Annotated in this window: 6 protein-coding genes; 1 reads left to right on the top strand and 5 read right to left on the bottom strand. The window is 57.0% G+C overall.

Translation table 11 applies throughout. The features are described 5' to 3' along the window. Positions 1 to 2: 2 nt before the first annotated feature. The 5 genes from FHS18_RS26455 to FHS18_RS26435 form a co-directional block, all read right to left on the bottom strand. Positions 3 to 1,844, bottom strand: a complete 1,842-nt coding sequence (locus tag FHS18_RS26455) for a heparinase II/III domain-containing protein (RefSeq protein WP_183603400.1) — start codon at positions 1,842 to 1,844, stop codon at positions 3 to 5. Beyond that, positions 1,841 to 6,751, bottom strand: a complete 4,911-nt coding sequence (locus FHS18_RS26450; protein WP_183603399.1) for an OmpL47-type beta-barrel domain-containing protein — start codon at positions 6,749 to 6,751, stop codon at positions 1,841 to 1,843. The genes FHS18_RS26455 and FHS18_RS26450 overlap by 4 nt, the downstream gene beginning before the upstream one ends. Positions 6,752 to 6,835: 84 nt before the next feature. Then, on the bottom strand, positions 6,836 to 7,708 hold the full coding sequence (locus FHS18_RS26445; protein WP_183603398.1) for a carbohydrate ABC transporter permease: 873 nt from the start codon (positions 7,706 to 7,708) through the stop codon (positions 6,836 to 6,838). A gap of 13 nt (positions 7,709 to 7,721) precedes the next feature. Beyond that, positions 7,722 to 8,621: an ABC transporter permease subunit gene (locus FHS18_RS26440; RefSeq protein ID WP_183603397.1), complete on the bottom strand. Its 900-nt coding sequence runs from the start codon at positions 8,619 to 8,621 to the stop codon at positions 7,722 to 7,724. A gap of 185 nt (positions 8,622 to 8,806) precedes the next feature. Continuing rightward, positions 8,807 to 10,414: an extracellular solute-binding protein gene (locus tag FHS18_RS26435; protein ID WP_183603396.1), complete on the bottom strand. Its 1,608-nt coding sequence runs from the start codon at positions 10,412 to 10,414 to the stop codon at positions 8,807 to 8,809. 280 nt (positions 10,415 to 10,694) lie between these two features. Here FHS18_RS26435 and FHS18_RS26430 point away from each other — a divergent pair, with 280 nt between their 5' ends. After that, positions 10,695 to 13,046, top strand: coding sequence for a helix-turn-helix domain-containing protein (locus FHS18_RS26430; protein ID WP_183603395.1), 2,352 nt, complete (start codon positions 10,695 to 10,697; stop codon positions 13,044 to 13,046). Positions 13,047 to 13,353 lie beyond the last annotated feature (307 nt).

Below are 13,353 nucleotides of genomic sequence, written 5' to 3'. Positions count from 1 at the left end.
CCTCATAACTTGCACGCCAACTCCAAACGGCACGTATAGGTTTCGGGCAGGTTCGCGGCATGAAGGGCAAGCCGATAAACCGTCTCCCCTTGGATGCTGTCGCTTGTGATCTTAAGTTCTTCCACGCTCGCCGATAACGCCGATGGATCGAACCGCAAGATAACCGCTCCCCGTTCACCCTGCCAGCATATGGTCCCGCTCCCCAGTTCCGGCGGATGCCAGCTGATGAAATGCTCCGAGATTCTGCGCTCCCCAACGTCAGCAGCTGGTTCAAATACGAAACGATCCGTCAGGATCAGAACACCCGTCGCGTCGTCATGGCCGCCTCTCCAATCGAACGTCCGTCGAAAGGAGCGAATCCCCGCTTCCTTGTCGTAAGCTTGCGTCACGTCTAGCTCGAAGCGAACCGTTCCTTCCTGGGACTCGTATGCCGTGACGACTGCCCGATGATGTTCACCGGCCTGCTGAAGACAGCCGTTAATGACGGGTACCGAGTGCCCCGCCGAAGATGGCTGCAGGAGCGAATACCGTTCCGGGCCAAAATAATCCCGCGTATACACGCCCATGCCAAGATCCGCGAGCAGCGATTCGCCCGCCGCATGAAGAATGAAATGACCGAGATCGTTATGATTGTGCGGCTCGCCGTTATGTCCGCCTTTGGCCGAGAACGCAATCAATCCGTTCGGCGTTGCCCGCTTCACGACGAGCCAGTCTGCGCTGGGAAAATAGAAGCTCCCTTCCCGATTGCCTGCATGCGAATCGTTCCGCTGCGTCCATAGCAGATTGCGGACAACATGCGGCCACCGGTAACAGTGGTCGTCATGGAAGGACATCCCCCCTGCCATCTCGGGCGGCGCGATCCCAATCCTGCGGATTAATCGGCTGATCAACCCTGTCGGCAACGCGACATAAGGCCGGCAGTCCGAATAGTTGACGCACAAGCCTCCGCTCAGCATGACGGCCGAAGGGAATTCGGCGATTCGCTTGATTTTGTCCGAAGCGAGCTGATCTACGGTCCCGCCGGTAAATTCGTACAGCATCTCGGCCCAATAGACGTAATACCCAAACCCGTAGCGCCAATACGATAAGCCTTCGATACAGCAGCCGTCTTCCCCATACCCTTCGAGGAAGCTGTCCATGGCGCTGGCGACCAGATGCTGGATGCCTGCAAGCCGCTCGCGGTCATCGATGAGGAGCAAAGCCGCCATGCCCGCGGCCCCTGCGCATACGGCTGACCAATTGTTCGTCTTCGAGCTCCAGTGGAAGCGGCTTGCCCGCTCGAACGCGGGCTGGAACACGCGCCGTTCGATTTCTGCCCTCACCCGATCCGTTACCTGGACGTGCAATCGGTCGCCAATGAAATACAGCATCTCGGCCAAAGCATGCGCCGTCTCGGCCGCGAACAGATCCACGACGCGATCCGGCGAGAGACCGGCATCTCTTGCGCCCGAATCAGACGGTAGATGAGCCGGCACGGCCCATGCGTATTCGCCGCATATCTCCCAGACAAGATTCTCCAGCGCTTCGATATAGACGTCCGTATCATCCAGAACCGTGGCGAGCGTCAGCGCAAGCAACCTCCCTCTTCGGTCAAAATACGGCTGCTCGTAGTCCTTGCGCGAGCCGGTAACGTGAATGGATTGAAAGGCGGCGAAGGAAAGCGGCGGGATCGGCTCTTGCACCGCCCGGTTCGCTTCTATCCGAATTTCGCGCAGCAAGCCTTGCAAGCTCGAATCCTCCTGAAGCTCCCGCCTTCTCGTGGGGAACAGCTCTCCCCCGGCGATCCCTGAAGGCCGCACTTGTACGGCAAGAATCGCATCTCTCAGCTGTCGGAACGCGATCATTCGGTCACGGGCTCCTCTTCCGGAGCTTGCTGATTTTCCTGCGTTTCCTGCGTTTCTTGCGACTCTTGGGTCTCCTCAGACGCTTGAACCGGCTCAATCTCTTGCGATTCTTGCATCTGCTCCGTCGGCTGCTGCTGCAGTAAATAATGCGCATCCCGCAGCAGAATTTGCGCGGTTTCAGCCGTAATATGCTTGCCGTTCTGCGCTTCTACATGGTTGATGAAAGCCGCCAAGCTGCCCTGCTGAAGCTTCTGACTCAGCGCATTGGCGATGCCTTCATTATCAATCCAGCCTTGCGCCTTGAATTGCTCCACGAGAGACAGCATCGACTGTACACTGGTTGTGATCTGAAAAGTTATGGTCTGCGCGGCTTCATTCCCGGCCGCATCCGTGCCTTGGACAAGAAAACTGTGCGTCCCGAGTGATAGAGAATACAGCGGGATCGGCGTGCTTACATCGACATCTTGGCCGTCCAGCCAGAAGCGGAGCGGCGCTGAGGCCGCTCCCGACAAAGCATCGGACAAGGTGAAAGAGGGAATGATCGATTCGAAGTCGGTGAACGACTGGCCATCGCTGATTCCCGCAGCCGTAATGGTCGGCGCCGACGCGTCGATGCGAACATCGATGGACTGCACAGCTTCCGCATTCCCGGCCACATCGAAGGAACGGTACATCAGCTCGTGTTCCCCGTCATTCGCTAGCACGATCGGTGCCGAATAAGCTGTCCATGTCGTGCCGCCGTCCAGACTGTATTCCGTGCGCGCCACGCCAGAAGTGGCATCGTTGCCCTGCAACGTAACGGTTACCGGGCTTCCGTACCACCCCTCCGCCCCATCCGGCTGCACCGGATCGAGCGAAGCCGATGTCGAAGGCGCCGCCTGATCGATCTTAAGCGTCAGCTCGCGGGCCGTCTCCACATTCCCGCTCATATCCGTCGAACGGTAGTGCAGCTTCTGCTCGCCGCCGTCATGATCGAACGCAAGCGGACTGCTGTAAGAATGCCAGCTGCTCTCGCTATCCAGACGATATTCGGTTTGTACAAGAACGGAAGATTTGGCGCCGGGATTAAGCTGGACGGAAACTGGATGCACATACCAGCCGTTCTCGCCGTCCGGCGACGCAGGCGTCACGACTGCCTCGGTCTGCGGTTTGCGAAGCTGCGTCACGACGATATCGTCGAAGATGAGATTCGCGAATCCGCCGGCATAGAACCCGATTTGCCCCGTCAGATTATGTCCCGGGTCTGTTGCTTTCAACTTCAGCGCGCCATTGACGTATAGAGCGATATCGGCGCCGTTCACGATGAGCCGGACGGTGTATTCCGTGTCCGGTGCGAGATCCTCGTAGGACAAGTCGGATTTCTTCACGGTCGCCCACGTTTTGTTGTATAGAATCCACTGCGAAGCGCCATCTACCGTTTTCCGGTAACCGATCCGGTCGCCGCTGCCTGACGCAAGCCGGTCGAAGATATAGAATGTCGCGGCGCTCGGAATGACGCTTGGCGTCTTCAGCTTGAACGTCAATTCATAATTCGCGAACGTTCTCGGCGAAGTTGCCGACGCCCCGTTCAGCAGCCGGTACTTCTTGTTGCCGCCTTCATTGATGATGCTCCGGTTCGGATCGACGGGCCAGCCGCCTCCGCCATTCTCGAAGTTCGTCTGCAGCAGAATGTCCGATACGATAACCGTACTAGCGGCCGTTGCCTGCGGGTTATCCAGCGACGTTACGGTGATGACCGTCTCGCCCGGCGCAACGGCTGTGACCAGACCGTTCGCATCGACGACGGCTGCCGCCGGATTGCTCGACGTCCAGTTGACTTCCCGGTTCACGGCATCGCTCGGATCGAAGCTTGCTTGAAGCTGCAGCTGCTCGTCGGCTCCGATATTCACGCTTCCGTAATTCAACGTAAGTCCGGCGACTCGGGTGGACGGAACGGCGAACTTAATGTTGTCGAAGAGCAAATAGTCGTAGCCGCCCGCATAGAAACCGACCGTGCCCGTCGGGTTGAAGGTCGAATCGGTCGCTTTCAGCTTCAGGACATCATTGACGTACAGGCTTAACTCGCCGCCTTTGACCAGCAGCTTTACGTCATACTCCGTGTCCGGGGCCAAGTCCTGGTAAGGGAAAGACGTCTCCTTGACGGTCGCCCATGCTTTATTGTAGAGCAGCCACTTCGACGTGCCGTCCTCCAGTTTGCGGTAACCGATTCGGCCGCCTCCGCCTGTACCCAGCCGGTCAAAGATATAGAACGTGCCGTTCGTTGGCGTAACCGCCGGCGTTTTCAATTTGAACGTCAGCTCGTAATTCGAGTATTCGTTGGGCGAAACGGCCGTCGCCCCTTTCAGCACCTTATACTTGTGGTCGCCGTCCACGTCGACGATCGTACGGTTCGGATCGGTAGGCCAGCTGTTGCGTCCGTTCTCGAAGTCGGTATATTCGTAGATCCCGTCGCCGACTTCGACCGTAACCTGCACGACAACCGTAAACGACGGATTCTCGTCGGAAGTGACGGTGATTGTCGCCTCGCCGACTTCCATGCCTCTGAGTACGCCTTTCGCGTCGACCTTGACGACGGACGAGTCGCTCGTCGCGAAATTCAGCTTGCCGTTCGTCGCATTCCATGGCAGCACGGCCGTATGCAGCTCATAGGATTTGCCGATGCCGATCGTCACCTGCTCGTCGTAGGCATGAACCGCCTGCACCGGAATAAAGTCCGGCGCAAGAACCGGGCCTGCTTTGCCCACGATGCCGATGTCGCTGAACGGAATCGCCCGGAAGCCCGGGATTTGATTGAATACGGCCGCATCCGCCTTCAGGTTGAAGTCGCCCGAGGACAAGCTGACGAAGCCCGGATCGGTCGCCGTGACCCAGTTATTGGCGTACTGGAGCAGATTGAATTTGTCATACGCGCCTTGCGCATTCGTCGTACTGCTGCGCGGAACGCTCGGATTGTAGATGACATTGTTCTGGAACGTGTTCGTGGTCGGGTAGTACCGGTCCTCCGTGAAGAAATCGGCCAGCTCGGGATATTTCACCAAGTACGGCGTGCCCACGAAGTTGTCGTTCTGCGCGAACAACGCCTGCCATTTCGGCATGTAGTTTTTGGCGATTTGGCCTTCCGGATTGTCGCCGAGGTACAGATCCGCATAATCGTACGGCACCTCGCTGTCGACGAAGATGTTATTGCGTGCCTTGATGTGGGCGCCGCCATTGTTGCGGATCGCGGAGTTCCCCATCCGGTAGAAAATATTCTCGTCGATCGTCAGCCCCATCGTGAAGTTATCCGGATAGATCCCTTCGACGCCGGCCTTGCTCATGCCGATATCGTGAAAGAAGTTGCGCTTGATCACCGTTCCCCGCTGCTGCGGCGTCTCTCCGGCGTTCATGTAGATTGCGCCGAGATCGGAGAACATTTTGCACACGTCATAGATATTGTTGTATTCGACCGTATGGTCGTTGCCGAAGATCAGAATGCCCGGATGCGGCGCATCGTGAATTTCGCTGTGCGATACCCGGTTGCCTACGCCGGTCAGGATGACGGCTGGATTGTACGCCTTGTGATAATAGGCAAAATCATGCAAGTGCGAGCTCTCCACGTAGTTGTTCCCCGGAACGAGCGTCGTCCGGCTTCCGCCGTTCAGAATGACCGCCGTGCCGCCGATATGGTGGATATGGGTGTTCACGACGCCGTGATTCGTGCCGGTTGCCGTCGCGAAATCGTTGTACAGCCAGCGGCTCTGCGTATTGATCTGCACCCCGCCGTTCGAGAAATTGCGAATCTCCGAATGCTGAACGACCACGTGGTCGCCGCCCATAATCACGACCGCGGAATCCCGGCCGTTCTCGAGCGTCAGATTGTCGAACGTCACATAGGAGACGCCAACCGCGTTAATCATCGGGGTCTTCAGCCTCGTCACCGCGATATCCGGGTTCTGCTGCGCAAACGAAGCGGTCGGCAGGAAGTACAGCAGCCCTTGCGCCCGGTCAATGTAATACTCGCCCGGCATGTCGATCTCTTCCAACAAGTTCTGCGCGAAGTGAAAATCCGGATACCAGTTCTTGAATAGTCCGCTCATCTCGCCGTAACGCAGCGTAATCCGCTTATTCACCGTGTCGATCGAAGCGATTTTGTTGTACGACCATTCCCAGCTGTAGCCGAAAATGCCGTCCAGCCAAATATCGTCCGCATTCGTCCAGTATTGCGGCCGGTCGTACGTGTAGCTGAACGTGCCCCCGCGATCCTGCAGATCCGCATCCTTGCGCGTCGGCCCGGCGTCGATAATGTCGCCCATCTGCACCGTGCCGGTGTTCGGCCAGCGCGCGAGCGTCATGCCTTCCCCTTCGATATACAGTTCCATCGGCGGCACCTGGCTGACGTCGTTCGCCTTATAGTAGCCGTGCCGGCTCATGACGCCGTAATCGGTAATGCCATGGCTCTGCAGATCCGCTACCAGCACCTTCGACCGTGCATCGTCGCTGATGATTCGGCTGAGCACTTGCGGATCGGTCACCGGCGCGAACCAACTTTTGTCGAGCTGTTGGCTGCCAGTCAATGTAACGCTCTCGCCAGGATAAGCCTTGTAGGTAATCGGCTTATCCGCGGTACCCGAATCTTGCGCGAGCAGCTCGAAGGAAGCCGTCCGCTCATATTCGCCGCCTCGTATGTAGACGGTCACGCCCCCATCGGGCAGTCCCTGCCCGTTCTTCAGCAGGCGAATGGCATCGCGCGCTTTCTCCAACGTTAGGAAAGGCGCCTCTAGTGTCCCTGGATTGTAATCGCTTCCATCCTTGGCCACAACAAATGTCGCTCCAGTTGAACCGATGTCGGCCGAAGCGGCCGGCAGCGCGAACCCGTTCAGAAGTAAACCGAGTATGACAAGCAGCAGCAAGGCTTTGCTTTTAATCATGATCTCCATCCCTTCATGCATGAGGTGTGAAGCGAAGGCGAACCGTCAAGAGACTGCCCCTCTATCTCTTGACGCGTCTCGCCTTTAACCTTTGACAGAGCCGATCATCGTCCCTTTCTCGAAGTAACGGAGCAAGAACGGATACATAACGAGGACCGGCAGCGCGGATACGACGACCGTCGCCATCTTCAGGCTTTCCGGCGCGGGCGGCGTCTGATTGACGGCGGTCGTGAACGGATCGAGCTCGTTCTCGATCAGAATTTGCCGGACGATTTGTTGCAGCACGTATTTGGATTGATCAGTCACGTACAGCAGATTATCCATGAACGCGTTGATATGATGGACGAGCGACCAGAGGCCGATCGTCACGAGCGCCGGCATGGACAGCGGCAGAATGATCCGGGCAAGAATGCTTAAGTCGCGCGCTCCGTCAATCCGGGCGGCCTCCACGAGCGCGCTCGGGATCGACCGGAAGAAGGAAATCATGACGAGCACGTTGAATGCGTTCGCCGCGGTCGGCAGCACGTATGCCCAGCGCGTATTCAAGAGATGAAGCTCCTTCATCAGCATATAATGCGGGACGATCCCGCCGTCGAAGATCATCGTGAACAGCAGCAGCATGATGAACAGCTTCTTAAGCGGGAATTCCGCGCGTGACAACGGATAAGCGGCGCAGACGGTGACGAGCAGCGTCAGCGACGTGCCGACGACCATCCGGTACAGCGTGTTGCCGTAGCCGGACCAGATGAACGGATAATCGAGCAGCTGCCGGTAAGACTCGAGCGTCGGCTTGCTCGGGAACCAGTGGAAGCCGGCGCGCAGCGCTTCGCCGCGGTCGCTGAGCGATACGGCAACCACGTGAATGAACGGATAGACGACGATGACGGCCAGCAGCGACAGCGCGATATAGATGAGGCTGACGGCGATCCGGTCCGGCCAGTTTTTGGACGATATCATGATGCGTTTCCTCCTACCATAAGCCGCTCTCCCCTTTGCTCAATTTGCGCACCGCGAGGTTCGCACCCAGAATGAGCACGAGGCCGACGACGGATTTGAATAAGCCGATTGCCGTCGTGTAGCTGTATTGGAATTGCTGCAGACCGACCCGGTACACGTAGGTGTCGATGACGTCCCCGGTTTCGTAGTTGATCGGATTGAGCAGGTTGATGATTTGCTCGAAATTCGCGCTTAGGAAGCCGCCGAGACTCAATATGAACATGATCGATACCGTCGGCATAATGGACGGTATATTGATATGGAACATCCGCTGCCACCGGTTCGCGCCGTCGATGATGGCCGATTCCTGCTGCTCGGGATGGATCCCGGATAACGCCGCGAAATAGATGATCGAGCCCCAGCCGATATCCTTCAGAATGGCCGAGACGACGACGATCGGGCGGAAGTAATCCTTGTTGCCCATGAAGAACACGGGCTTCGCGCCGAACCATCCGGCGATATCGGCGACTACGCCGGTCGTCGGCGACAGGAAGTAAATGACCAGGCCGGACATGATGACCCACGACACGAAATGCGGCAGATACATCGTCGTTTGCACGAACCGCTGGAAGACGCGGGAACGAAGTTCGTTCAGCAATAGGGCCAGTATGATTGGCGCGGGGAACGCGAACAGAAGCAGCATGAGATTAAGCAGCAGCGTGTTCTTGAGCAGCCGGTAGAAATCCGCGGATTGGAACAACGCCTCGAAATGCTTGAACCCGACCCAGGGACTTCCCCATATGCCGTCGATCACGCGAAAATCCTTGAATGCGATAATGAGTCCATAGATCGGCCCGTATTTGAACACGGCAAAGAACGCGAACGCGAACAGATAGAGCGCGAACAGCTCCTTATGCTTGATGATGGTCTTCACGGTTCCACTTCCTTAAGCAAGCGCCGCTGTCCGTCCATGACCATGCCGCCCGGTTTGGACGCCTAGGCAACATGGATCCGCAGGTTGAGGGGAGCTTACGGACTCCCCCGCCGCTTTTCGGTACGGAGCGCTTCGCAGACTTTTTTTCCCATTAGTTTTTGCCAGTTATCGCCAGTTAGCGCCGGTTATTGCTTAAACTGCTTCACGTACAGGTCATTCGCTTCTTTCGTCAGCTCATCGCCGCCTTTGGCCTTCCACTCCGCCACGTATTTGTCCCAGTCGGTGAGCGGAATTTCGCCGCTGATGAATTGGGCGAAATATTTTTGCGTCAGCGCCGTCAGCTCCTGCTTGTATTTGCCGTCCGAAGGCAGCGCCGCGAACAGCAGCGAGTCCGTCCAGCTCGGCGAGGTCGAGAAGCTGCGTACCACATCGTTCAGCTTCGGATTGGAATACTTCTCCCGATAAGCGCGGGTCGTGATGTTGCCGAGCGAGAACAACCGGATGCCGAGCGCGTCGCGCTGCTCCTGCTTCTCGAATTCCGGCAGGAACTTGGTCGCGCCCGTTGTCGCGCCGCTCTCCGCGAAGTCCCAATGCTTCCCTTTCTCGCCCATGCTCGTCATGTTGATCGTTTCTTCATCATTGCTCTCGGCATTGAGAATTTCGAAGATTTTGGCCAGCTTCTCCGGATCTTCCTTCACTTGCCGGCCGAGGACGACGAAGTTGCTCTTCGTTCCCCAATCCCAGCTGCCGCTGCCTCCCGGACCTTGCGGATTCTTGCCGAGCACGAGCTGCGCTTCCGGATTAATCGCCTTCATCCCGGTAATCGTCGCGCCGTCTTCGAGCGCCGCCTTGCCGATCTGTTCTTCAATCGTGCCGATCCGTCCGTTATAGAGCTTCTTGCGGTACGAATCTTGCGTGTCGGTGATGAATTCCGGATCGATGACGCCATCCTTATACCACTGAGCCAGCTTCGCGACCGCGTCCTTCGCTTCGTTGCGGATCGAGCCGTTCACAAGCTGACCGTTCTGCTCCTGCCACATCGTCGGCTCGATGCCGAACGCGCCGAATATCGAATAGAAGCCGGTGCTCCATGTCGAGGTTGCCGTGCCGGTCAGGCCGTACGTATCTTGTTTGCCGTTGCCGTCCGGATCGTTCTTGGCGAACGCGTAGGCGGCCTTCTCGAATTCGTCGAGCGTTTCCGGGATTTTCGTGATGCCGACTTTATCGAGCCAATCTTTCCGGTACAGCATCGCAAGATCATACGGCTTCAGATCGATGAACATCGGGATGGCCCACAGCTTATCGTCGAAGGTGACGGTCTGGAACAACGCGTTAGCGCTTTCAACATCTTTGGCGTACTCGGGCATTTTTTCCTTAAGCATCGTCGGGTCGATATCCATCAGCACGCCTTGCGACTGATAAGCCGATACGTTCGCCGGATCACCGAGCATGAACAGGTCCGGCACTTCGCCGGAAGCGATGCTGGCGTCGGTCACTTTGACCGGCTTGATCTTGACGTTGAATTTCTTCTCCAGCCATTGTTGCACAGGCGAATTTTCCACGACCGCGTTCGCCTGGAAATGGATCCCCCACGAAATTTCCACCGGCTCGGCGGCGACATTCTCCGATTTCGTTCCATTAGATTCGTTCGCTTGATTCGTCGCGTCGGCTGAATTCGTCTGATTCGCCTCCGGTTTATTATTGTTGGTATTATCTGCGCAGCCACTGAGCAATCCGGCGACCATCGTGGCGGCCAGAACGGCGAGCGCGGTCGGTTTTAATTTGTGTGCCATGCGAATCTCCCCCTGCATGCATAATAGATTGCGCGTTCCCGCAAGCGTCTGCCCCGGCCGGGAATTGGGAACGTTTACATCTTTAACGATATACGAGGCGCTCCTCCGGGCACAATCGTTTCATTCCATTCCCGTTATGTTTTTCCGTTTTCGAGCCGATTTTGGCCTTTATGTTATTCGTTTTTTCGTATGTTTTTCGCCTTTTGCCATTCTCCGGCCCAGAACGCTGTGCTATAATCTCGGTTGTAAGCGCTCACATCATTGTGGAGGAGGAGACGGCTTGTCCAACCTCAGAATGTTTCGGAATCGCTCGTTATTCGTCAAGCTGCTGTTGTCCATGACGGCGATCGTCGTCGTCACGGTCATCCTGATCTCCTCGCTGACGTATACGATATCCGCCAATTCGAGCGTCCAGAATTCCATCGCGTACAACCGGTCTGTGCTGGACCAACAGCGGGAGCTCATCAACAAGGAACTGCTCGAGATGCAGAATATTGCATCCAGTATCATGATGACGCAATCCTACCTGTTCCATACCATTAATGAGAAGCTCAGTGTCGGATCGCTGATCGACTTGACGCGCATTCTCGAAGAGCAGCGAAAACTCAGTCCTTACATCGATTCGATCTACCTCGTATACGGCAAGCTGGATCTCGTGCTGACTTCGCGTTCCGATATGAAAATGTCGCGCCTCTCGTCCTTCGATGACCGCAGCTGGCTGCCGGAGATGGAGCGGACTGCCGGAAGCCGCACCGTCTGGCTCACCGGCCGAAGCGACGGATTGTCGTCGGAAGACGGAGCGCTCGCTACGAGCTTAATGCAGAAAATGCCGCTCATCGGCCCCGTCGAAGGCGCCGTCGTGATCAATATGAAGCTGGATGCGCTATTTTCCGATTTCCTGAGCCATTACCATAATAAACGGGGCTCGACGGTCGTCCTGGGACCGAACGATGAGCTGCTGTATGGTGAAACGGACGAGGCTGCCTCGCTCATATCCCAATTGGATGCCGCCGCGCTGTCCTCGGATATCAGCGACTCCTACGTCGATGACCGGGATCGGATCATCACGTTCACGACAACCGCCACGACCGGTTGGAAATTCGTTAACGTCACGAGCAAGTCCGTCCTGCTGGAAGGGCTTGGCCGAATTAAGACGATCGTGGCCGCGGTCGCGATTCTCTATGTCGCCGGCGCGATCCTGCTATCGTTCTATATCTCGAGAAGACTGTATCGTCCGCTAAAGACCGTGATGGCTTATATTGGCGGGACTCCGACTGTACTCGATGAGCCAAGGGCCGGCGAGTCTGCGCAAGCCGATGACGCCGAGGTGTCCGCCGCAGATGAAGCGAGCTTCATCCGGCAGTCGTTCGAGCGGCTGACCAGCAGCCGGGATGCGATGCGAAGCGAGAAAGACCGCGTAGAATCGCTGCTCCGCGTTAACCGGTCGGCGATCAAGGAGAAATATTTGAGCGAACTAATCAAGGGCCGGGTTCATGGATCGGATACTGGCGGCCAAGATGAAGAAGCCGCGGGCCTGCTGGGCTTGCAGCTCGACTTCTCGCGGTTCGCGGTCCTCACCTTCGAGCTCGAGGAGACGCCGCTGCTGGATGAGTCGGCCGACAAGCTGCATTTTCATCTGTTCCAATACGGGTTGATCGAGGAGTTCCGCGGCGAAATCGACGGCGAAATTTTTGCGAGGTCGGACGACCGAACGGTCATTCTGCTGACCGTGGCCGAAGCGCAAGACGGGCTGCCGGAAGAGGTTGCCGGGAAACTGCTTGCCCATCTGCAGAGCCGGTATGGCATGACCGCTACGATCGGCCTCAGCCGCATCTCCTCCGGCGTGCATGCCCTTCAGTCCGCGTACGAGGAATCGGTCGAGGCGCTTAATCTCAAGATGTACGTCGGCAAGGGCGAGATCATCCCTTACGCGATCGTCAGCAGCTGGAAGCAGGATGAGGAACGTTACTATTATCCGTACGAGCTGGAAGGCAAGCTTCTTCAATCGCTGCTGCAACTGGATGAAGATGAATGCGCGGATTGCATCCGCCGAATAACGCAGGAAGTGAAGGACCGCCGGCTGAGCCGCGCCAACGTACAACAGCTCTTCTTCCATCTGAGCGGAGAGATCGTGAAGTCGCTCGTGCAGACGGGAGCAGACATGACCGCCGTGCTCGGCGACCGCCCTTTCGCGCTGTACGGCGTCAAGACGCTGCAGGAGATGGAACGGAGCCTGCAAGAGCTGTGCGGACGCATTATCGCCTACCAGCGGGACAAACGGATGCGGATGAACGACGTGACGTTATCGCTCGCGATCGATTTCATGGATCAGCACTTCAACAACAACATTACGGTCGACACGGTGGCCGCCCATGTGCAGCGCAGCACCTCGTTCCTCAGCCGCATCTTCAAGGAAGCGACCGGCTCGACGATCAACGACTATTTGATTCATCTTCGCATCAAGCGGGCGTGCGAGCTGCTGCTGCAGCCCAAATATACGCTCGAGGATATTTGCCGCGAGATCGGCTATTCCAACGTCAGCTACTTCAATAAGGTGTTCAAGTCGCGGACCGGGTTTACGCCGGGGCAGTACCGGTTGCAGGAGGGCGCAAAGCGGCAAAGCGGCTTGTAAGGTTAAAGGGCTTTTGCCCTTCATATCCCCTTACTTCCGCCTCCCCCACCCCTCCATCGGAGGGGATGCAAGCTTATGCTTCCGAAGTGAGTTTTCCGTCGGAAAACTTGTAGCCACGGCCCAAGCGCTTGCTTCCGAAGCCAGTTTTCCTCTGGAAAACTCTTAGCACACCCAAAATGAGCGTGACTCGTAACGCGGCCGTCTTCGATGTATCCTTCGTATTATTAGGTCAGCCAGAGTTTTCTGGTTGGCCTATTTTTATAGGCATCTTACGATGGTGGTAGCCGGGAGAACGGATGTGTCCTTG

This window comes from Paenibacillus phyllosphaerae (assembly GCF_014192105.1).
Lineage (GTDB): Bacteria > Bacillota > Bacilli > Paenibacillales > Paenibacillaceae > Paenibacillus_Z > Paenibacillus_Z phyllosphaerae.
Note: the sequence above shows the minus strand (reverse complement) of the source record. Positions and strands in the feature narration are given on the sequence as shown.